The sequence below is a fragment of the Photobacterium sp. Hal280 genome, assembly GCF_037162255.1.
Taxonomy (GTDB): domain Bacteria; phylum Pseudomonadota; class Gammaproteobacteria; order Enterobacterales; family Vibrionaceae; genus Photobacterium.
This window is the reverse complement of sequence record NZ_JARLUO010000005.1, coordinates 2,258,567-2,280,235: the sequence shown is the minus strand read 5'-3', so window position 1 is coordinate 2,280,235 and position 21,669 is coordinate 2,258,567. Positions and strand designations below refer to the sequence as shown.

The window sequence follows — 21,669 nt, the reverse complement described above, 5'->3', positions numbered from 1 at the left end:
GTCACAATGAGCTGATAAATTAGACCTGATACAAGTTTTTGATTGTCCTTTGTCGTCACAGCGTAAACATAGATTATGCTGTTGTCAGGAAGACAATGTTCATAGAGGGGAAGAAATCGTGAACAAAACTCAATTGGTTGATAAAATCGCCGAAGGTGCTGATATTTCTAAAGCATCTGCTGGCCGTGCGCTGGACGCTTTCATTGAGGCAGTTTCTGAGTCTCTGAAGGAAGGTGACCAGGTTGCGCTGGTTGGTTTTGGTACATTCTCTGTTCGTGAGCGCGCTGCCCGTACCGGCCGTAACCCACAAACTGGTGAAGAAATCCAAATCGCAGCAGCACGTGTACCAGGTTTCAAACCAGGTAAAGCGCTGAAAGATTCTGTCAACTGATTCTGGCTTTGCCAGTAAGTTGAAATGAACAAAACCTTACGCTTCTTGTCATATAGTGGCATTATTGCGTAACACGAGAGCGCATCATATCTGATGCGCTTTTTTTACATTGTATCAGGGTGAACAGATTGTGATTCTTCAGAGTCGTAATCAACAGTTATTGCCAGCTCGAACAACTAGGAGATACGGCACGTTATGATGGAGCGGATGCGCGAAGGCGTTAGCAGCATTTGGGTGAAGATTATTCTCTCCCTAATCATATTTTCTTTTGTCTTTGCCGGTGTAGGCAGTTATCTGGCAAATTCTAATCAGCCTGTAGCGGCAAAGATTGACGGCGAGGAGATCAGCCAGAATCAGTTCGAGCAGGCATACCAGAACGAACGTAATCGTATGCAGTCGCAGCTGGGAGAGTATTTCTCTACGCTGATGGGTGACCCTGGCTATGTTCAGCAATTTCGTCGCAGTGTGTTAGACCGTTTGGTGAACGATGCGCTGATTGAGCAACGTGCAAACGAGCTGGGCTTACGTATCAGTGATGATCAGGTGAAACAAGCGATTCGTTCAATGCCAGAGTTTCAGCGTGACGGTAAGTTTGACAACGAAGTGTATGCTTCTTTGCTTCGCCGCTCGCGTTTCACGCCTGATCAATTTGCCGAGTACATGCGTACCGACATGCTGCGTCAGCAACTGCTGAGCGCGATTCAGGGCAGTGATTTTGCACTGGGCAATGAATTGGCTCAGTTGCAGCAACTGGAGCAACAACAGCGTGAAGTGCGCAGTCTGACCCTGAACCTGGATACGTTTAAGGCAACTGCTGAGATCTCAGAAAGCGACAGTAAAGATTACTACGAGCAGCATCCGGAAGCCTTTACTCGTCCGGAACAAGTGAAAGTTGCTTATATTGAGCTGTCTGGCGATACGCTGAAAAATACCATGGATGTCAGTGATGATGAGCTGAATGCATACTATCAGGATAACCTGGCTAAGTTTTCGACGCCTGAACAGCGCCATGTTCGCCACATTCTGATTCAGGGTGACGATGCTGAGGCCCAGTCAAAGGCGGAGGCGATTCTTGCCGAGCTGAATCAGGGAGCGGATTTTTCCGAGCTGGCAAAGTCCAAATCGGATGACACTTTTAGTGCGAAACAGGGGGGTGAGCTGGACTGGTTTGAGCGTGGCGTGATGGACCCTGCGTTTGAAGAAGCGGCTTTTGCTCTGGAAAACCAAGGCGATCTGTCTGGCGTAGTGAAATCCTCATTTGGCTATCACATTATTCAGCTGGAAGCGGTCAAAGCGCCTACTGCCAAGCCGCTTGATGACGTTCGGAGCGACCTGTTAGCGGATCTGCGTGAGCAAAAAGCGGCTGAAGCGTTTTATCAGCTGCAGACCAAACTGGCGGAATCTGCTTTCGAGATGCCGGATTCGCTGGATGATGCGGCTAAAGCGGTCAACGCTAAAGTACAGAAGACTGACTTCTTCGCACTCAACAATGCCCAGGGCGTGTTGGCTTCACCTGCTGTTGTCCAGGCGTTAAGCAGTGCGGAAGTACGTGAAGATGGTTTGAATTCTGAAGTCATTGAATTGGGTTCAGAGCATATCATCGTGGTGCGTGTTGATGAGTCTCGCCCTGAGCAACTGCTACCGTTTGAAGAAGTTGCTGATCAGGTGCATGAGATCATGGCTGCCCAGCGTGGTGAAGAAGCGGCTGAGAAGCAGGCTGATGAGATTCTTGCTGCGTTGCGTAATGGCGATAGCACCATTTTGGAACAGCATGAACTGAGCTTCTCTGAACCTCAGACTATCAGTCGTCGTGGCAGCGATCCTGTGATTGCTCAAGAAGCATTTGCAATGGCAAAACCTGAATCGGGTAAGTCGGTCTACGGTGTAACGCATGACCAGCAGGGCAATGTTGTTTTGATTGCGCTGGATAAAGTGATTGAGCCTGAGATTGATTCGGCCAGCGTGAATGGGCAACTGGCCGAGCAGGTTGCTCAGATGAATGCTCAGCAGGATGTGGCCGCTTTACTTGATGTGCTGCGCGCCGATGCAGAAGTGAGCTATCCGGTATTGGATGCATCTGCAAACTAAATGTAATTGATATTTATCATAGACGGGCCGCTTTGTGCGGCCCGTCGTTTTTTTATCTTGCCATTTTCTGGCGAGCATTATTGTGTGATTAAAAATGATTATCCTTGTGCTGAATTAACACCAAGGAGAAAAAATGAAAAACACATTTGCATTGATTTTGCTAGCGTCGAGCGTTGTCTTACCTGGAGTGGTGGATGCGGCCGATAAGCATGAAGGGATTGAAATAACAATTAATATCAATAGTGCCAATGCTGAGGAACTGGATAAGCTGCTGTTAGGCGTGGGTCCGGATAAAGCTCAGAGCATTATTGAATACCGGGAGCAGAATGGGAAGTTTGCCACTATCGAGGATCTGAGTAAGGTCAAAGGCATTGGCGCCTCTACTGTAGACAAAAACCGCGATCGCATTCAGCTCTGATGAGCTGAAAACTGGAACGCCACTATCTTGTAAGGGGTGCCATGCACCCCTTGCAACCTGTATTATTTCACCGGCGATGCTGATAATCTGAAAGCCGGTGGCAGCATGGCTAACAGGAAGCCGCCGACAGCCCCAGCAAGATGCGCTTCAACTGCAATTTGTGCATGAATCATGGACGCGGTTTCAGCGGACCCTCCGGTATACAAATCCCAGCTGATTTTTAGCATACCGGCTATCAGCATTAACCTTCCTCCGGCACGTTGTGTGCGGATATCCTGACAGGCTCCCCAAATGAAAATCCCATGTAGCAGGCCGGATAACCCTGAATAACCGTCCAGTTGGGTAAGAAACAGGGACAGACCGACAATCAGGCTTAACGAGACTAATAACAGCCCGAAGCGCCCTGCAGTCAGGTAAAACCGGAACAGATAACTGATTATCAGCAGACCTGACACATTCATGCCGAGATGGGCCCAATTGGTATGGGTGAAATTTCCTGTTAGGATCCGCCACCATTGCCCGGCTTCAATGAGTGACCGCTGCCATTCCAGCAGAGCATGCAGCGGTGCAAGCTGTGCCGTGACACAAAACAGACAGATTGCCAGCAGGGACAGGAACAGAGATCGTGATAACAAGGGCACCTCAATGAGCCGATATTGTGTAGATTGCGGTAAAGCAGGCAATGCCTGCATTTGCCAGTGGATTGAAAAAATTGATGCTAGAACTGAACTCTGGATATTGCAACACCCGTCTGAAGTCAGCCGGCCGCTCGGGACGGCCCGTATTCTGACTCTATCCCTGCCAAATGCACGTTTATGGGTAGGTGAAGATTTCAGCCGGCATGAGGAAATCAATCACCTGCTGGCTGATCCTGATCGCCATGCTGCGGTACTCTATCCGGACGGACAGGCTATACCGCTTTCCCGCCTGGCGTTACAGAACACCTCTTCCGCTCTGACGACATTAATACTGCTCGATGGCACCTGGAAGAAGGCGTATAAAATGTGGCGCTTGTCAGCGAACCTGCAAGCCTTACCGTGCGTGTGTCTTGATGATGTGCCTGCGGGGAATTACCGGATTCGAAAATCGCCTAAACAATCAGGACTCTCAACTGTTGAAGCTGCGTTTCACGCTCTGAGTCAGCTTGAAGGCGAAAGCGGGCGTTTTTTGCCATTAGTGACGGCGTTTGAAAAGATGATTGATTTTCAGATCAGCCAGATGCCGCCCGGATTGTTCGAACGGCATTATGGCAAGCAGTCTTAAACGATAGGCCCTATTTTCCAATCGCTGGCAGGCTGAAACAGGTTACTGTAAAGACGTTGGGCGAATCCGTCTGTCATCCCTGCAATATAGTCGGCAATGATCCGCTGTTCATTTTCGTTATGCTGGACGGCTGTGCGCCAGCGGTCGCGGGTACTGGCCGGCAGCAATCGTTCGGGATCTGAGGTGAAAGCCTCGAACATTTCCATGATGATCTGCTGCCCTTTGTACTCAAGCAACTGAATTTCCGGTTTACGGACTACATACTCGCTGACAAATTGCTTCAGCACTGTCAGGGCATTTTCCATGGGAGCCGACAGATAGGCGTTCCATTTTAGCAGTGGTTCGCTGAATGCTGGGGCATTTGCAGCGGTTGTCGGGCCGATCTCAATGGCGGTGATCAGGGCATTCACTAAAGCGCCAATCGCATCTTTGCGCTGATGGTGATCGGCAAACAGCTGCTGACTCAGCCACTCCGTCCGCGATGCCAGCCAGGGCTCCCCACAGTGCAGTAACTGACTGGCTGCAGCCTCTTCCCATTGTTTTTGTGTCACTATGCCCATGACGATGGCATCTTCCAAATCATGTACCCCATACGCAATGTCGTCGGCAAGCTCCATGATGGAGCAGTCCAGAGACTTAAAGCGTGTTTTGAGGTGCTGAGTGGGGGAGTGCCGCTCGCTGCGCATCATACCGAACAGCTCTCTGTCGTGCTCTGGCAGGCAAGACAGCACCCATTCAAAGGTCTCTTTGTCGTCACGGTAAATTCCTTTGGCCGGCTGCCAGTCTTTGGCGCGCAAATGCCGGAAATCACTGACCTCAGGTGGCTGCTCTGTGGCTCGCGTATCGCGGATAAAAGCCGGGTATTTCAGCAGTCCAAGCAAAGTGCGGCGCGACAAATTCATACCAAATCTTTCGGTATAGGGTTCAAGTAATGTGACAATTCTGAAAGTCTGCGCATTGCCTTCAAAACCACCATGATCACGCATCATATAATTGAGTGCCACTTCGCCACCGTGACCAAAAGGCGGATGCCCGATGTCATGCGCCAGGCACAGGCTTTCCATCAGACTGTTAGAGGGCAAGAGCGAGCGAAACTCGGGCTGCTTGATTTTCAGCTGAGCCACAATACCTGTGCCGATTTGGGAAGCTTCCAGCGAGTGGGTCAGCCGGGTGCGGTAAAAATCGTGGTGACCGGCGCCATGGACCTGGGTTTTGGCCTGTAAGCGGCGAAAAGCCGCAGAGTGAAGGATTCTGGCGCGATCACGCTGATAGGCGGTGCGGTGGTCATCGCGTCTTTCTTTTTGCTCCTGACTCTTTCTGGCTTGCCACAGAGCGGTGCTTGGGTCACTGGGTAAAGGCATTAACTGATCTCATCCAAAGTTAGGTTGAAGCTGGTGGCGAAGGTTTTCAGGAAATAGCTCATTTCCTGTGTCTTTCGCTCTTCCAGCGTTTCTTCGAGACGTTTCTTGGCCTGTGTGAATTCGTGATTGCCGGCACTGAGTTCTTCCAGACATTTCAGGTAAGCACACAAGGTATCTGCCTGCTTGACGATGTGGTAGTCCTGCTGGTCGATGGCATCACTGACCAGCAAAGGGGCGTAGTCGGCCTGAAATTCGTCGGGGAGCATAGAAAGCAGCCTTTGTTCGGCCGCCAGTTCAATCTTTTTGTACTCTTCTGCAATGGTTGGATTGAAGTATTTGATCGGTGTCGGCATGTCGCCTGTCAGCACTTCACTGGCATCATGAAACATGGCCAGCAGGGCAATACGTTCCGGATTCAGCTGTCCGCCGAAGTGGCGGTTTTTGATCAATGCCAGCGCGTGGGCCACAAAGGCCACCTGCAGGCTGTGCTCAGAGACATTCTCAGTGGCGACGCAGCGCATCAGCGGCCAGCGTTGAATTAGTTTCATACGAGCGAGATGAGCAAAAAAATGGCTGGTTTTCATGATGTTTCCACATTGATCAGACTGCTACTTAAACCTAACAGATTTTTTGCAGCCTAGGAAACAACAAAAGCCCCGAGAACCGGGGCTTTGCGATATATGCTGAAGGGTTTATTGCCGGTAGCGATGTCTTGTTATTGGCGATAAGTGTGAAGAAACCGTTCCAGACGGCCGATGGCCATCTCCAGGTCATCGACCCTGGGCAATGTGACAATGCGGAAGTGATCCGGTTTTTTCCAGTTAAAGCCTGTCCCGTGGACGATCAGGACTTTCTCTTGCTGCAGGAAGTCCAGGGCCATTTTCTGATCATCGACAATGTTGAACTTCTTCTGATCCAGTTTAGGAAATAAGTACAGGGCACCTTTAGGTTTCACGCATGATACGCCGGGAATTTGCGTAATCATGTCGAAGGCTTTGTTTCTTTGCTCTAACAAGCGACCGCCAGGCAGGATCAGCTCGTTAATGCTCTGGTAGCCACCTAAGGCTGTCTGTACCGCATGCTGCATCGGCACGTTGGCACACAGGCGCATTGAGGCCAGCATATCCAGGCCTTCGATATAGCGTTTGGCTACGTGGCGTGGCCCGGAGAGCAACATCCAGCCGGCACGGAAGCCGCAGACCCGGTAAGACTTGGACAACCCATTAAAGGTGACACAGAATACGTCTTCTGCCAGTGGGGCGATAGACGTGTGCTGGGCACCGTCATACAGAATTTTGTCGTAAATTTCGTCGGCAAAGATAATCAGTTTGTGCTGACGGGCGATTTCAATCACTTCCAGCAAAAAGTCACGACTGTAGACCGCACCGGTTGGATTGTTCGGGTTGATCAACACAATCCCGCGCGTTTTCGGGGTGATTTTACTGCGAATGTCATCCAGATCCGGATACCAGTCTGATTCTTCATCACAGATATAGTGTACCGGATTGCCGCCAGACAAGGAGATAGCCGCGGTCCACAGCGGGTAATCGGGGGCAGGAACCAGTATTTCATCCGTATTATCCAGCAGTGCCTGCATCGCCATAACGATCAGTTCAGATACGCCATTGCCGATATATACGTCTTCGACATCCAAATCCAGCAGACCGCGTTTCTGGTAATGCTGGACCACGGCTTTGCGCGCCGAGTAAATGCCTTTTGAATCGCAGTAACCCTGTGACGTTGGCAGATTGCGGATCACGTCCACCAGGATCTCATCCGGCGCATCAAAACCGAATGGGGCGGGGTTGCCAATGTTGAGCTTAAGAATTTTGTGGCCTTCTTCTTCCATGCGTTTGGCATGTTTAAGAACGGGTCCCCTTATGTCATAACAAACATTGTTGAGCTTGGTAGACATCCCGATGTTGTGCATGTGGTCATCCTGCGAAAAAGTGAACATTTCCCACAAATTACACTAAATGCCACCTTTTGATAAAGGGTTTACAGGAAAAAATTATGCGAAGGGGCGTAAATTTAATGTTTATCAGAATAATAAACCAAAAGAGCGAAAATTGGTCTGCGAGGTATGAAGCCGGTGATATCTCGGCTTCATTGGATAATGACTGGTTTTAATGATTAATATTGATTTATAAGTTGGTAGATTATTCTGGATTAATTTTTAAATCAGGATAAAAACGGAAAGCGCAAAACCACGCACTTTCCGTTTTGTCAGCGTATTAGCGAGATTCGCCTCGCAGTGCAATCACCGTCTCCCGTAAAGCCGCGCTATTGGCCGATTGCGCATTAACCGGGGCTCCGGCAACAATCGTCACGCGCGACCAGAAACGTTTCGGCCATTTCAGCAAGGCTTTACCGCCTTCACGGCTGAAGTAACTGCCCCACAAACCTTGCAGTGCCATCGGGATGACAGGTGCAGGGGAGCGTTTCAGAATCAGGTCCACTCCCCGCATGAAAGGTCCGACTTCTCCATCATGGGTGAGTTTTCCTTCAGGGAAGATACACACCAGCTCGCCTTGAGACAGATAGTATTCCACTTCCTCGAAAGCTTTTTGAATGGATCGCCTGTCTTTTGCAGCAATGGGGATCACTTTGCAAGCGCTGCAGAAGGTTTTAATCAGTGGCAGTTTGAATATGTCCTCGTCCATGATGAAACGTATCGGGCGAGGGCAGGCACCGGCCAGCAGCAAGGCATCCATATAGCTGACATGGTTGCAGACAATTAACGCACCGCCCTGCTTGGGAATGTTCTCCAGCTGCTGGTGGCTTACCCGGTATAAGGTATGGCTGACAATCCAGATGAGGAACCGCCAGAAAAAATCGGGCGCCTGCAGGTAGATATACCCCAGCACCAGCAGATTCAGAACGGCCAGGAAGAGGAAGAGCTGGGGTATCGACAAAGACAGCACTGACAGGAAAACGATCGCTGTCACTGAGCTGACGACCATGAAAATGGCATTCCAGATATTGTTGGCCGCAATTACCTGCGCCCGCTCCGACGGCTCGGCGCGGTTTTGCATCATGGCATACAGTGGCACGATATAGATACCGCCAGACACACCCAGCATGGTCAGTGAGAAGAACACCCGCATCAGATCCGGTTGAGTCAGAAAGGCCCACAGTGAGTCTGACACCGGCGCGATATCCGGGGTCGCGAACAGCAGGTCTGCACCAAACAGGGTGATGCCGAGTGAGCCCAGCGGAACAATACCCGGCTCGATGCGATGGCCAGACAAGCGATCGCACAGCAGTGAGCCGATCGCGATACCGATGGAAAACAGGGTCAGCAGGACTGAAACCGAAGCGGCATTACCGCCAAGGTATAACTTGGCAAAGTTGGGAAACTGGGTCAGATAACTTGCCCCCAGAAACCAGAACCAGCTGATCCCCAGCACGCATTGCAACACCACTTTATCTTTCGCCGCAATCGACAGCGTTTTGCGGGTTTGTCTGATCGGCTGCCAGCGAAACTTGTGGCCCGTGCCGCAGGGTTTAGCTTCTGGGATATAACGTGAACTGGCATAGCCTAAGACGGCGAATGACACCACAGCCACTGCCGCGATGGTTCTCGCTGCTTGCTGATCGGCAATGATCCCCGCAAGCAGGGTACCAATTAGGATGGCCAGGAATGTTCCTGTTTCAACCAACGCATTGCCGGAAACCAGCTCCTCTTTTTTCAGGTGCTGGGGTAGCAGGGCATACTTGGCCGGGCCAAAGAAGGCTGATTGCGAGCCCATCAGGAACAGCAGCAGCAGTAAGGCGGTATAATTCTCTGCCACAAATGCTACAGCCGCCATGGCCATAATGATGATTTCAGCCATTTTCACTTTTCGCATGATGCTGGCTTTATCATAGGAATCAGCCAGTACACCGGCAGACGCCGAGAACAAAAAGAAAGGCAAAATAAAGATACCGGCGGCCAGGTTGATAATGAAATCGGACTCAAAGGGCAAAGTGCCTGGTGCCGCAAAAGCGATCAGAATGAGCAGAACATTTTTATATATATTGTCGTTAAACGCACCCAGCGCCTGGGTAATAAAATAAGGGAGAAAACGGCGTTGGGTCAGTAAAGCGGATTGTGAATGACTCATCTGGCTGGGCTCCTTCATACCTGCCAATTTTTCAGGTAAGTGTCCAGCAGGTTGTCGATCAGCGCTTTTCCGTCAACGGGTGTTGCGGTGAACAGCTTATCGTCAACCGTGAGCAGAGTAATGCCATGTACGCCCGCCCACAGCACGCGACTGGCTTCCATCACCGCAGTTTCGGATTGGTCGGGAATAAGCTGGCGGATCAGGCTTTCTAACATATTAATCATATTGTTGATGCGTTCATTCTGCCACTCAGGCAGTTCCTCGCCATTCATGGTGTGCTGGAAAATCAACTGCCAGCGGTAAGGGTTATCCACCGCAAAATTCAGATAGCAGTAAGCGAGCTTGCGCAGTGCGTCAGTGGTCGACTCTGACTGCTGCAACTGTTTTTCAGCTTCCGCAAACAGCTCATCCATGGTTTGGGCAACCGCATGGAGTAACAGCAGGTTATAGTTGCCAAACACATTGACTAAGGTGCTGGGCACATAGCCAATCATTGCGGCGACTTTACGTAAGCTGAGTTCGTGATGGGGGTGCTCGCTGAGAAACTTTTTGACTTGCTCAAGTGTCATGCTGATGAGCTCTTCCCGCGTGTGATCGTTTCGTCTTGCCATGATCTTCCCTACATGGTGCGCTAAGCACAAATAAAAGGCCGGACAGTTTGCTGACTGCCTTCGCACAGGCTCGGTGTGCTATAAAAAGTATAGAATATAGAACAATGTTCAATATTCTATGGGCAACAAAACTTCCGGGTCAAGAATGTCTCTTACTTACCGGTATTAACGGCGTTCGGCATTTTTGACCGACACCTGCTCATTCAGTGTCCAGAAATCAATCAAAACACCAATCAGGAAAAAGCCAAACGTCAGTAAATACAAGAGTCCGCTGATCCATTTTCCCATATACATGCGGTGCACGCCGAAAACACCCAGGAAAGTGAGCAGCAGCCAGGCAATGTTATAGTCCAGCTCACCACTTTGAAAACGAAGATCCGCTTCTTTGTCCATGCCGGGGATCAGGAACAGGTCGATCAGCCAGCCAATGCCCAACAGACCCAGCGTGAAGAACCAGATCGTGCCGGTTACCGGTTTGCCGTAATAAAAACGGTGGGCGCCGGTAAAACCAAAAATCCAAAGCAAATACCCTATCAGTTTACTGTGTGTGTTCTGATGCGCAGCCTCTTGCATGGTGTTGCCTCACTGTCTGTGAATTGAGATGAATAGGTCTTGCCTAATACTAGGTGGGATGTACACGAAGTAACAAGCCATTTCATTAGCTTAGCCGTAGAAGATCGCATAGTTGACCATGGAGTGATGTCAGCTTGACACTGATAAGTGTAACGGTTTGCAGGGAGGAGAACCGGCGAGCCTGCTAAATTTGGTAACAATTTGGCCGACGGACCTGATTGACTTTACTATCCCCCCGCTAGGATGCATAAGGAATTGCATTTTAAAGGCAAAGGTAAAGGATTGATGAAACGCTATTTAACCATGTTCGCGTTACTGGTGGCTGTGTCTTTCACTGCTCCGCACGCAGAAGCGAAAAAGTTTGGCGGCAGTAAATCATTGGGCAAGAGCTATAAAACAGCGCCTGCACAAAAACAACAACCACAACAAACAGATACGATCAGTAAACAGAACCCAACGGCATCAGCCGGCAAAAAAGGCTTGATGGGTGGACTGCTGGGCGGATTACTCGCCGGTGGACTGCTGGCAGCATTCTTCGGTGGGGCTTTTGAAGGGATTCAGTTTATGGATATCCTGATTTTTGGCCTGATCGCTTTTCTGATTTTCAAGTTCCTCAAAGGCATGCGTAAAGCCAAGCCGACGGCCATGGGGCATCAACAGGCGTACGCCGGCGACTCACCTCAGGCACAGCATCGTCAGCAAGCGGATGCATTTACCGGCGCGGCGACTGCACAGCCTGAGTATCGCGCAACCGACAGTGATGTGCCGTTCAATCTGCCTCCTGGCTTTGATATGAATGCCTTTTTGCAAGGTGCGCGTGAGCATTACCGCACACTGCAAGGCGCCTGGAATCACAATGAGCTGGAAACCATCCGTGAATATGTCAGCCCGGCACTGTTTGAAGACTTAAAAGCAGAGCGCAGCAAGCTGGATGGCGAGCAGCACACTGAAGTGATGTACGTGGATGCAGAGCTGGTTCGTGCCGATTATGATGCCAATACAGCGCATCTGAGTGTGAAGTTTACTGGACGCTACAAAGACAGCCATGAAGGGGTAGAAGAAGATATTTCTGATATCTGGCACTTGGAGCGTGATCTGAGCGCGACGAATGCACCTTGGCTGATTGTCGGTATTCAAGCCTGACAGACAGGGTAAAAAGACCCTTAGAAACTCAGCATTTCATAAACCGCTTATCCCGAATAGGGGGAAGCGGTTTTCTTTTTTTCAGATAATTACTGATGTTTTGATCTAAACCGCAGCGATTTTAGGTTTCTCTCACTATGCTTGGAGATAAGTTCTTAAGAGGAGAGGTCGCTATGCCCCTGACACCAGAGTTAGTCCAAGAATTGAATCTGCTGGTTAAGTTCCCGATGCACAGTGATATGGAGGGGATCAAGGTGAACCATGAAGCGAGTTCAGAGATGATCTCTGCCGCACAGCGTTTATATGATAAAGGGCTCGTCACTCAGCCCGATGGCGGCTATCTGACCAGTTCGGGCCATCAGGCCTTAGAGCACGCCAAATCCGCTTTGCGAATATTATCCGGCAAAGTGAATGTCTGAAATCTGCTCCAGCTCTGTCAGGTTGGACAGCGCCTGCTGATTGGTGGTGCCGCAGAGATCCGGACAGGGTTTGAAGTGATGGCATACCGCCGGTCTTTCCGGCTTGCCAAAAAGCTTGCACAGATTATTGTCGTTTAGCTGAATACAGCGCACCCCGGCAGGTTTGCCATCAGGCATACCCGGTATGGGGGAAGAAATACTCGGGGCAATACAACAGGCTCCGCAGCCTAAACGACAATCCATTCCAACCTTCTATACTTATCTGGCAGTCTATTCAACAGTGACACTTTGTGATTCCGGCCAGTATGACTGGCCGCTCACGCTGGTGGCGCAAACTATCACCCATAGTATCGGGAATCAACCTTTGTGGTGGGCTGAATGGCAGCCTGAGAGGGGGAAATCCGGACTGAGGCTTGCACTTTGCCGGTCAGACAGCTATAACACCGCCTTGTTTCCTCTTATCCCTACAATAAGAGGGCGAATAACGCATGATATTGGGGCACAGTGATGGCAGCATTTTGGCAAGAGAAAGACCTGACAGCAATGACAGATACAGAGTGGGAATCGCTGTGTGACGGCTGCGGTAAGTGCTGCCTGCATAAACTCATCGACGATGATACCGATGAGATTTATTACACCAATGTTGCCTGCAGTTTGCTTGATGACCAAACCTGTTCATGTAAAGACTATGCCAATCGGTTTGAGTCGGGCGAAGAGTGTCTCAAGCTTACCCGTGAGCGCATTGATGAATTCAGCTGGCTGCCGGACACCTGTGCCTATCGTCTGCTGGCCGAAGGTCAGTCCTTGCCTGAGTGGCACCCGCTCATTACCGGCTCCAAAGACGCCATGCATGCGGCAAATCAGTCGGTCCGCGATACAGTCGTGTATGAAATTGATGTGATCGACTGGGAAGATCACATTTTGAATCACCCGAACCGCTAGTCCTTATTATCCGCGGTCTGGGCAGGTTTTGGCGGCTGTAAAAGGGCGGCAAGTGAGCTACAAGGCAATTTGGCTCAGCCTTGTCTTTATCTCTTCCGCACTGAGAGTGTCTATCGGTAGTGTACTCAGTGTATCGACGTGATGTTTCAGCAGTAGTGCAGTTTGCTCACAGGCCTTTTCCTGCTCATCCGGGTTCGGGCTGCTTATCAGAGGATTGGGTAAGTCCCAATTGACACGGATGCCGTCTGCCAGCCAGTCCGGACAAGACTCACCATGCTGGCTATCGCCGACAGAAATCACAATATCAGGATGGAAGCGTGAAAACTCTTCCCAGGACTTGCTTCGGTAATCTGCCGGATCAAGGCCCATTTCTCTCAGGTAAGTCTGCATGAGCGCAGGCAATTCCCCCTTAGGGTTGGAGCCTGCACTGGCGATATGAAAATGAGCAGGTAAAAAACGTTTGGCGACAGCTTCTGCCAAGATACTTCGGCAAGTATTGTGACGGCTGATAAACAACACTTTCATTGTAAGTCCCACTTATACAAGGCTCTTCATGTTTCAGCCTAAGTGTTGTTGATGACGTTTTTGTGTCAGTGTTGCTGCAATTAGCTGGCTTGCCGTAACAATTGCGCTTTTGCAGATTGCAGCACGTCGACAATGGGAGCGGCTTTATTATGGCGGCGAACATCGGCAAACAGGGCTTTGGCTTGCGGGTATTCGTGGCGAAGGTAAGCAAACCACTGTTTCACGCGGTTGGGGTAATACAGGCCTTTGTCCCCTTTGATTTCGTAACCGGAATATTTTAGCAGCAGATCCAGCACCGTCTCCCATCCCATATGGGGATGGTTATATTTAACCACATTGCCCAGATTCGGCAGGTTGAGCGCGCCGCGACACACCATCAGGGCATCGGCCTGCGTGGTTTCCATACACTCTTGTCCGTCGGCATGGTTCCAGACTTCACCGTTTGCGACAATTGAAATCTGGGATGCTTTTTTTACCTGGCGGATATAATCCCATTTTATCGCCTCGGCTTTATAGCCATCGGTTTTGGTGCGGGCATGTATGGTGATTTCATCCGCTTTGGCCTGCGAAACCGCATCGGTGATCTCAAAGCAGTGACCCGGGTCATCCCAGCCTAAACGGACTTTGGCCGAGACTGGCACTCGCGGGTCAACCGCATCGCGGACGGCCTTGACGATCTGATACATCAGCTCGGGTTCTTGCAGCAATACCGCGCCTCCCCGGCTTTTATTGACTGATTTGGCCGGGCAGCCAAAGTTGATATCGATACCGGGAGAGCCCAGCGAAGCAGCGAGATGGGCGTTTTCGGCCATCCAGTCCGGATCCTGACCGAGTAACTGAACCCGAACCGGTGTACCGGACAGGGTTTTTCCGCCTTGCAGTAATTCCGGGCACAGGCGATAGAAGACACTTTTGGGCAGGCACTGGTCGATCACGCGGATAAATTCAGTCACGCACAGATCGTAGTCATTGATTTCAGTAAGCATTTCCCGCATCAGGTGGTCAAGCACACCTTCCATCGGGCCAAGTATCAGTCTCATAGCCTCAGATTACAGCCGTTCAGTGAAAGAGGCGAGATTGTAGTGTGGTTAGGCAGGCTTGTCACCTTTTGCTCAGTGTCTGTCAGGCTTGGGGGCGCTGAGAATCTGCGGCGTGTCGTCTTAGCGCATTGCCGCTGTGAATTTCCGCAGAGGCGGGCGGTAGCTCTAACGCCTTGATTGCCAGATTCAGCATGGTCAGGGCGACCTCTTCGGCCGGAATGGGAACCAGGTGCGAAAGCGGACCGATCAGCAAAGGCTGAGCGAGTTCCAGACCTTTTTGCAACAGCACTTCATCTTGCCGTGACTCCGAGCGCTCACCGCTCAGCGGCCCCGGGCGTACGAAAATGCAATGGCTGAATCCCATGTCACTCAGTGCCTGCTCCATTTTCGCTTTGCAACGCAGATAGAAGGAGGGGGAGTAGGGTGTGGCGCCCAGACTGGAGATGACAACCAGGTGCTGTACGCCCAGCTGTAACATAGTGCGCGCCACCGATTTGACCAACTCGACATCCACTGCTTCAAGTCCGGCTTTGCTGCCGGCAGACTTTTTGGTCGCACCCAGGCAAATAAAGCCAAGCTCAGGGACGGGATCGGTATCTTCCCATTCCGTGATACGTAATTCAGGATGCACGATCTGCACCAGGTTTTTGCTGCGATACGGTAATGCGACACGGGTCAGGGCGTATACCTTTTCCATGGTACCGGAACCGAGCAGCAGGTGCAGAAGCTCGTTGCCCACCAGGCCGGTAGCTCCTGCAATAATAGCGCTGACCTCTCTTTGCATCTTTGTCACCTACAGCTGTTAGCGGTAAGGCCATTTTTGCGCTGTTTTGAGTGAAATTTCAACAACAAATCGTCACATTTGCGGCCTTTTTCGTTTGCGTTATACTCGCCGGTAACAACAAACAGGAAAACACCATGACCACATTGATCTCGCTCTCTGATGACTGGGCAGGCATGCCGCCGGCCTTTATTGAAGGCGCCTTACTTGCTGCAAATGCTAACCCTGTTGCAATGGGGCCGGATAACTGGTTGCCCGCGCTGGTTCACGGTGGTCTGACAGAAGATGAGCCAGTGACCATCAGCCAGCAAGACAGAGCCAGCATACTGGCCCATTTTGAGCACCAATACCTGGCCATTAAATCGGGCGAATACAGCCTTCCTTTGGATCTGCAGTGGCAGGAAGCGCAGGGGGTAACAGAGGCCATGGGGCATTTTGCCGAAGGCTTTCTGTCCGTTTGGCCGCATGTGGCAGTGCACTGGGAAAATAAAACCCTGTCCGATGGCACCGGCAGAATGCTGTCGGCCTTGTTGACGACCTGCATGCTGATTCTTGATGAGGCCGGTACGCTGACTCAAATGGCAGATGACGGCGTCGGCGGTATGCCAGAGCCCAGTGCATTGTATGCCAATCTGCCTTTTATGATTTCAGAGGTCGTGATGGCCGCTGATGAGTTGCAGCAGGGGGGCAGTTCGGCGCAGTCGATCAACCCTTATAAAGGGGTTGGCCGCAATGACCCTTGTCCGTGCGGCAGCGGGAAAAAGTTTAAGCAGTGTTGTGGCCGAAATCAGTGACAGAACACAGGAGGCATCGCGCCTCCTGTGTTGTCAGTATCTGTTTGAGGCGGATTTAACAAACTGAGAGAGCACGATGACGGCCCAGACAATCAGGTTAGCCGCGAAAATGATGACCAGCCATTGCGGCATAGATTGTCCCAGAAATTGCCAGACCACTTTACTGCAATCGCCGTAAGCTTCGAATAGCCAGGGTGCCCATTGATTCAGTGGTGCCCAGTCAGGCAGTTTGACAAACAGATCGCAGGTGGCAAATGGGGAGGGGTTAAACTGATAGCCAACATGTTCTTGTGCCAGAGACAGACCACGCCAGGCGCTGTATCCCCATAACGCCAGACCGGACCAGCGAACAACACTCACCTCAGGCGCAATCAGGCCAACCAGAGCCGCAATACCAATCCCAAACATCGCTATGCGCTCATAGATACACATGACACAGGGCGCCAGATTCATTGCGTGCTGGAAAAACAGGGCACAGCCTTCGAAGAAGACGGCGAAAAGTAGCAACAGTAGCCACGACAGACGGCGTTGGCTGAAGGTTTTTAACATTTGCATGAAATTCTCTCGGTCAGATACAGCGAAGGGATTGTAAACGCAAAAGTCGACAACCCCTTCTTACTCAGTGCTTTGCTTAAGCTATGACAACCTAGAGAACCAGAAATTCCCTTTAGTGTCCAGTGACCGGTGCCAATTGTGGAATGACTTCACTGGCAGCGGACAACCAACCGTTTTGATAGAACCACTCTGTCATTGGGAGCAGCGTCAGCTCAATCCCTGCGAGACCAACCAGCGACAGGACCAGAGTATATGGCAGTGCCATATAGACCATGCGTCCGTATGACAGTCGGATCAATGGTGCCAATGCTGATGTCAGAGCAAACAGGAAAGCAGCCTGACCGTTTGGCGTCGCGACCGATGGCAGGTTGGTGCCTGTGTTGATGGCCACGGCCAGCATGTCGAAGCGTTCGCGGTCAATCATGCCGTCGATCAGCGCTGATTTTACTTCATTGATATAGACAGTACCGACAAAAACGTTATCCGACACCATGGATAACAGCCCGTTGGCAATGTAGAACATCCCCATTTGCGCACTGCCATCCATTTCCAGTACGGCGCTAATAATAGGGCTGAACAGTTTTTGTTCGATGATTACTGCTACGACTGAGAAGAAAACCGCCAGCAGAGCGGTAAATGGCAGAGCTTCTTCAAAGGCTTTACCCAGCGAATGCTCTTCAATGATGCCGGTAAACGCAGTCGCCAGAATGATCACGGTCAGACCAATCAAGCCGACAGCCGCCAGATGCAGGGCCAGACCGGCAATCAGCCAGACGGCTATGATGACTTGAACCCAGAGTTTAGCGATATCCAGATTAGTACGACGCTTACGCTCTTCGTTATCGTAGTCGATCAGAATGTTGCGCACGTTTTCAGGAAGCTTGGCGCCGTAGCCGCACAAACCAAACTTTTCGACCAGAGCACAAGTGATAAGGCCACAAAAGAAAACCGGCACGGTCACAGGCGCCATGCGCAGGAAGAATTCGCCAAACTGCCAGCCTGCCTGATTGGCAATGATCAGGTTTTGCGGTTCGCCGACCATGGTCATCACACCACCCAGTGCAGTACCCACGCCCGCATGCATCAGCAGGCTGCGCAGGAAGGCCCGGTAGTTTTCCAGATCGTCGCGGCTCAGCTCCTGAATGGCATGATCGGAAGTGTGGTCGTGAGACGCGTGTGGCTCCTGACCGGAGGCGACTTTATGGTAGATGCTGTAGAAACCTGTGGTCACACTGATCACAACGGCAATCACTGTCAGGGCATCCAAAAATGCCGACAGGAAGGCCGCCATGACACAAAAAGACAGTGATAGCAGAATTTTTGAGCGGATGCCTATCAGTATCTTGGTGAAAATGAACAGCAGCAGTTGCTTCATAAAGTAAATGCCCGCCACCATGAAGATAAGCAGCAGCAAGACTTCAATATTGGCGACCAGTTCATGCTTGACCAGTTCAGGCGTCGTCATGCCGATGGCGACAGCCTCAATGGCCAGCAGACCACCAGGCTGGAGCGGGTAGCATTTCAGTGCCATTGCCAGAGTGAAGATAAACTCAACAACCAGTAGCCAGCCAGCGACAAAAGGGTCGATGAAGAAAAAAACGATGGGGTTGATCACCAAGAAGGCAATGATCGTGAGTTTATACCAGTCGGGCGCTTTACCCAGAAAATTCTTAATAAACGCGTTCCCTAGCGTGATAGCCATTTTTTTGATCTCTGTGTTATTTATGGGCGTCACCAAAACAACAGGTGTACCTCAGCCCTGACTCTGAATGTTTCCGAGTCATTGAAAGTCCTGAGATTTTGATGACAAATTGCTTCCTTTCCGGGGAAATGTCATTGCTGACTCCCCTTATTACGGGTCGCAATTTTAACCGATTGTATGAATTGTTTGTTAAGGTGTTAATATTTCGTAACACAAAAATAGAACGCAAATCCAAACCGTGGACTACGTCTTAGAGATTGTATCAGAAATAGTTGTAAATATATCTGCCAGAACAATAAGTTGGGATGAGGGTTTGATTGCAGGATATTGCACCTTTGTTAACTTACTTCAAAACTCCCGGAGGCAACGTTTCTACTCAGCCATAACTAGTGGTATGATGAGTTTATAAAAGATAAGCAAGAAGCAAGTTTGGAATACTAACTGATGGTTATAAAGGCTGATAGCCCAGCAACATTTGCTGAGAAATACATCATTGAGAGTATCTGGAATAATCATTTTCCGCAGGGGTCAATCTTACCTGCAGAGCGTGAATTATCAGAGCTGATTGGTGTGACACGTACAACTTTACGGGAAGTGCTGCAGCGTTTGGCACGTGATGGATGGTTGACCATTCAGCACGGTAAGCCGACCCGGGTAAATAACTATATGGATACTTCAGGACTGAGCATCCTGGATACCCTGATTACACTGGATGGCCAGGATGTACAGCGCGTTCTGGAAGATCTGCTGGCTGCCCGTACCGATATCAGCACCGTTTACATGCGTTATGCGGTGAAATCTAACAGCGAAAAAGTCAGCCAGTTGCTGGATTATGTGATCCACTCCTGTGAATCTCTCCTGGCTGCGAGCAGCTTTGAGTCTTTCGTGGAAAGCTGTGAGGCGAAGCCTGAGCTGCTGCTGGAAGTCAGAAAAATTGTGGATAAATACGGTAAGGAACAGCCGGAGCTGTGTGAGCAGATTTGCCGTGCCCGTGCTTTCAATTATTTTGATTACCGCATGTTTCAGGGAATGGCTACCCACTCAGGTAACATCCTGTATGTACTGACGATTAACGGTCTGCGTAAGATTTACACCCGAGTGGGTGGATATTACTTCATGAATCGTGAAGCGTGTGAACTGGCGTTGGCATATTATCGCGATCTGAAGTCGTACTGCGATAATCATCAGTCTGAGCTGGTAGCAGATCGTATTCGAAAATATGGTCGCGACAGTGGCGCTATCTGGTACAGCCACCGTATCGAAATTGCACGTTATCTGCACGAAGAGGAGCAGTAATCTGCTTTTTATCGCTGAGTGAATGAAAAAGAGAGGCGGAATGCCTCTCTTTTTTTGCGCAAGATTTTAATTCAGATCTCTGAAGAGTAGCTGTTATTTCTGTTAGGGCAGGTCGACAGAATATGGCTTCTGCCGTCACTCAGCTCTTCTTCGAGAATGACATCAAATCCCCACAGACGATGAAGGTGTTTCAGTACCTCGTTATAACTGTCTGACAAAGGTATCCGGTTATGCGGCACGTACCGGAGCGTGAGTGACCTGTCGCCGCGCAATGCCACGTTCCATACCTGCAGGTTCGGCTCGTTGTTACTCAGATTGTACTGTGACGACAGTTTTTCCCGTATCGCCCTGTAACCTTCTTCATTGTGAATTGCATTGACTTCCACATAGTTGTTTCTGTCATCGTCATCAACGGCAAAGAATTTAAAATCACGGATCAGCTTTGGCGATAAAAACTGGCTGATGAAACTTTCGTCTTTAAAGTTCTCCATCGCAAAATGCACAGTATCCAGCCAGTCTTTACCGGCAAAATCAGGAAACCAGTATTTGTCTTCCTCGGTTGGATTCTCACAGATGCGGCGAATATCCTGGAACATGGCAAACCCGAGGGCATAAGGGTTGATGCCACTGTAGTAAGGGCTGTTATAGGTTGGCTGTGCAACGACATTGGTGTGGCTGTGCAGGAACTCAAGCATGAAACGATCAGTGACCAACCCTTCATCATAGAGATGATTCAATATGGTGTAATGCCAGAACGTCGCCCAGCCCTCATTCATCACCTGGGTCTGTTTCTGCGGATAAAAATATTGGCTGATCTTGCGCACAATCCGCACAATTTCTCTCTGCCAGGGCTCAAGGAGCGGGGCATGTTTTTCAATGAAATACAGAATGTTCTCCTGGGGATCGGCAGGAAAACGGATTTCTTCGTCATGTAAATCCTTTTCCGCTTGCGCCGGAATCGTGCGCCACAGCGCATTCACTTGCGTTTGCAGATAGTCCTCCCGTGCTTTCTGACGGGCGGTTTCTTCAACCAGCGAGATTTTTTGCGGCCGCTTGTAGCGATCGACGCCGTAGTTCATCAGTGCATGGCAGGAGTCGAGTAATTTTTCGACTTCCACATCACCGTATTTTTCCTCGCATTCAGAGATGTATTTCTTAGCAAACAGCAGATAATCAATAATTGAGCTGGCATCCGTCCAGGTTTTGAACAGGTAGTTGCCCTTAAAGAACGAATTATGGCCATAGCTGGCATGGGCCATAACCAGGGCTTGCATAGTGATCGTGTTCTCTTCCATCAGATAGGCGATACAGGGATCTGAGTTGATCACGATTTCATACGCCAATCCCATCTGACCATGCTTGTAACCACGCTCGGTTTCAATAAAGCGCTTTCCGAATGACCAGTGATTGTAGTTAATTGGCATGCCGATGCTGGAATAGGCATCCATCATTTGTTCGGCCGTAATGATCTCAATTTGATTCGGGTAGGCGTCTAACCGGTAATGGTTGGCCACCCGCTTGATTTCCATGTGGTATTGATCAAGCAGTTCAAATGTCCAGTCTGGACCATCACTGAGTGCCTTTTGTTTGATCTCTGTTTCCATAACCCACTCCCCTGATGCGCGTCGGCCAATAATCAGCGCTGTCCCTTAAGTGTAGAT

General features: G+C 50.2%; 23 protein-coding genes. 9 read left to right on the top strand and 14 right to left on the bottom strand.

Annotated features, from left to right (window positions below; genetic code table 11):
• Positions 1-118 precede the first annotated feature (118 nt).
• The 3 genes from hupB to P4S53_RS19830 all read left to right on the top strand — a co-directional run bounded on the left by hupB (position 119) and on the right by P4S53_RS19830 (position 2,897).
• On the top strand, positions 119-391 hold the full coding sequence (gene hupB / locus P4S53_RS19840; protein WP_027252850.1) for a nucleoid-associated protein HU-beta: 273 nt from the start codon (positions 119-121) through the stop codon (positions 389-391).
• A gap of 195 nt (positions 392-586) precedes the next feature.
• Positions 587-2,479: a peptidylprolyl isomerase gene (gene ppiD / locus P4S53_RS19835; RefSeq protein ID WP_337114043.1), complete on the top strand. Its 1,893-nt coding sequence runs from the start codon at positions 587-589 to the stop codon at positions 2,477-2,479.
• A 133-nt stretch (positions 2,480-2,612) separates the two neighbouring features.
• Positions 2,613-2,897 (top strand): ComEA family DNA-binding protein, encoded by a 285-nt coding sequence (locus P4S53_RS19830; protein WP_337114042.1) that lies wholly within the window; start codon positions 2,613-2,615, stop codon positions 2,895-2,897.
• A gap of 62 nt (positions 2,898-2,959) precedes the next feature.
• Here P4S53_RS19830 and rrtA read toward each other — a convergent pair whose 3' ends face one another.
• Positions 2,960-3,532 (bottom strand): rhombosortase, encoded by a 573-nt coding sequence (rrtA, locus tag P4S53_RS19825; RefSeq protein WP_337114041.1) that lies wholly within the window; start codon positions 3,530-3,532, stop codon positions 2,960-2,962.
• A 10-nt stretch (positions 3,533-3,542) separates the two neighbouring features.
• On the opposite strand from rrtA, the gene P4S53_RS19820 reads away from it, so the two are divergent.
• Complete coding sequence (locus tag P4S53_RS19820) at positions 3,543-4,160, top strand: tRNA-uridine aminocarboxypropyltransferase (protein WP_337114040.1); 618 nt, start codon at positions 3,543-3,545, stop codon at positions 4,158-4,160.
• On the opposite strand, the gene P4S53_RS19815 is transcribed toward P4S53_RS19820, so the two are convergent.
• The 6 genes from P4S53_RS19815 to P4S53_RS19790 form a co-directional block, all read right to left on the bottom strand.
• Complete coding sequence (locus tag P4S53_RS19815) at positions 4,157-5,521, bottom strand: anti-phage deoxyguanosine triphosphatase (RefSeq protein ID WP_337114039.1); 1,365 nt, start codon at positions 5,519-5,521, stop codon at positions 4,157-4,159. The two genes, P4S53_RS19820 and P4S53_RS19815, sit on opposite strands and share 4 nt — an antisense overlap.
• The gene (gene yfbR, locus P4S53_RS19810) at positions 5,521-6,105 is read right to left on the bottom strand and encodes a 5'-deoxynucleotidase (RefSeq protein ID WP_046218758.1); all 585 of its coding nucleotides are present in this window, start codon (positions 6,103-6,105) and stop codon (positions 5,521-5,523) included. The genes P4S53_RS19815 and yfbR overlap by 1 nt, the downstream gene beginning before the upstream one ends.
• Before the next feature lie 131 nt (positions 6,106-6,236).
• Positions 6,237-7,451 carry a pyridoxal phosphate-dependent aminotransferase gene (locus P4S53_RS19805; RefSeq protein WP_337114038.1) on the bottom strand — a complete coding sequence of 405 codons (1,215 nt, stop codon included), beginning with the start codon at positions 7,449-7,451 and terminating at the stop codon, positions 6,237-6,239.
• Positions 7,452-7,755: 304 nt separating this feature from the next.
• Entirely contained in the window at positions 7,756-9,627 is a 1,872-nt protein-coding gene (locus tag P4S53_RS19800; protein WP_337114037.1) for an MFS transporter, read from the bottom strand.
• 14 nt (positions 9,628-9,641) lie between these two features.
• Positions 9,642-10,238, bottom strand: a complete 597-nt coding sequence (locus tag P4S53_RS19795; protein WP_337114036.1) for a TetR/AcrR family transcriptional regulator — start codon at positions 10,236-10,238, stop codon at positions 9,642-9,644.
• 165 nt (positions 10,239-10,403) lie between these two features.
• On the bottom strand, positions 10,404-10,811 hold the full coding sequence (locus P4S53_RS19790; protein WP_161459467.1) for an NINE protein: 408 nt from the start codon (positions 10,809-10,811) through the stop codon (positions 10,404-10,406).
• A gap of 285 nt (positions 10,812-11,096) precedes the next feature.
• Here P4S53_RS19790 and P4S53_RS19785 point away from each other — a divergent pair, with 285 nt between their 5' ends.
• Together P4S53_RS19785 and P4S53_RS19780 are read left to right on the top strand one after the other, a co-directional pair.
• Positions 11,097-11,954 (top strand): Tim44 domain-containing protein, encoded by an 858-nt coding sequence (locus P4S53_RS19785; RefSeq protein ID WP_337114035.1) that lies wholly within the window; start codon positions 11,097-11,099, stop codon positions 11,952-11,954.
• A 173-nt stretch (positions 11,955-12,127) separates the two neighbouring features.
• The gene (locus tag P4S53_RS19780; RefSeq protein ID WP_027252839.1) at positions 12,128-12,373 is read left to right on the top strand and encodes a TIGR02647 family protein; all 246 of its coding nucleotides are present in this window, start codon (positions 12,128-12,130) and stop codon (positions 12,371-12,373) included.
• Here the strand turns inward: P4S53_RS19780 and P4S53_RS19775 are convergent.
• Complete coding sequence (locus tag P4S53_RS19775; protein WP_337114034.1) at positions 12,350-12,616, bottom strand: YkgJ family cysteine cluster protein; 267 nt, start codon at positions 12,614-12,616, stop codon at positions 12,350-12,352. The two genes, P4S53_RS19780 and P4S53_RS19775, sit on opposite strands and share 24 nt — an antisense overlap.
• Before the next feature lie 264 nt (positions 12,617-12,880).
• Between P4S53_RS19775 and P4S53_RS19770 the strand changes: the two genes are divergently transcribed.
• Positions 12,881-13,315 (top strand): YcgN family cysteine cluster protein, encoded by a 435-nt coding sequence (locus P4S53_RS19770; protein WP_337114033.1) that lies wholly within the window; start codon positions 12,881-12,883, stop codon positions 13,313-13,315.
• A gap of 57 nt (positions 13,316-13,372) precedes the next feature.
• Here P4S53_RS19770 and P4S53_RS19765 read toward each other — a convergent pair whose 3' ends face one another.
• The 3 genes from P4S53_RS19765 to P4S53_RS19755 form a co-directional block, all read right to left on the bottom strand.
• The gene (locus P4S53_RS19765; protein ID WP_337114032.1) at positions 13,373-13,840 is read right to left on the bottom strand and encodes an arsenate reductase/protein-tyrosine-phosphatase family protein; all 468 of its coding nucleotides are present in this window, start codon (positions 13,838-13,840) and stop codon (positions 13,373-13,375) included.
• Between the two features lie 80 nt (positions 13,841-13,920).
• Complete coding sequence (dusC, locus tag P4S53_RS19760) at positions 13,921-14,880, bottom strand: tRNA dihydrouridine(16) synthase DusC (RefSeq protein ID WP_337114031.1); 960 nt, start codon at positions 14,878-14,880, stop codon at positions 13,921-13,923.
• A gap of 82 nt (positions 14,881-14,962) precedes the next feature.
• The gene (locus tag P4S53_RS19755; RefSeq protein WP_337114030.1) at positions 14,963-15,664 is read right to left on the bottom strand and encodes an NAD-dependent epimerase/dehydratase family protein; all 702 of its coding nucleotides are present in this window, start codon (positions 15,662-15,664) and stop codon (positions 14,963-14,965) included.
• Between the two features lie 134 nt (positions 15,665-15,798).
• On the opposite strand from P4S53_RS19755, the gene P4S53_RS19750 reads away from it, so the two are divergent.
• Complete coding sequence (locus tag P4S53_RS19750; protein WP_337114029.1) at positions 15,799-16,455, top strand: SEC-C metal-binding domain-containing protein; 657 nt, start codon at positions 15,799-15,801, stop codon at positions 16,453-16,455.
• Positions 16,456-16,488: 33 nt separating this feature from the next.
• On the opposite strand, the gene dsbB is transcribed toward P4S53_RS19750, so the two are convergent.
• Together dsbB and nhaB are read right to left on the bottom strand one after the other, a co-directional pair.
• Complete coding sequence (gene dsbB, locus P4S53_RS19745) at positions 16,489-17,010, bottom strand: disulfide bond formation protein DsbB (protein ID WP_337114028.1); 522 nt, start codon at positions 17,008-17,010, stop codon at positions 16,489-16,491.
• A 112-nt stretch (positions 17,011-17,122) separates the two neighbouring features.
• Entirely contained in the window at positions 17,123-18,712 is a 1,590-nt protein-coding gene (gene nhaB, locus P4S53_RS19740; RefSeq protein ID WP_337114027.1) for a Na(+)/H(+) antiporter NhaB, read from the bottom strand.
• Positions 18,713-19,156: 444 nt separating this feature from the next.
• Here nhaB and fadR point away from each other — a divergent pair, with 444 nt between their 5' ends.
• A complete protein-coding gene (fadR, locus tag P4S53_RS19735) occupies positions 19,157-20,008 on the top strand; it encodes a fatty acid metabolism transcriptional regulator FadR (protein ID WP_027252831.1) in 852 nt (283 codons plus the stop codon).
• A gap of 71 nt (positions 20,009-20,079) precedes the next feature.
• Here the strand turns inward: fadR and P4S53_RS19730 are convergent, their stop codons facing one another.
• On the bottom strand, positions 20,080-21,612 hold the full coding sequence (locus P4S53_RS19730; protein ID WP_337114026.1) for a SpoVR family protein: 1,533 nt from the start codon (positions 21,610-21,612) through the stop codon (positions 20,080-20,082).
• Positions 21,613-21,669: the final 57 nt, after the last annotated feature.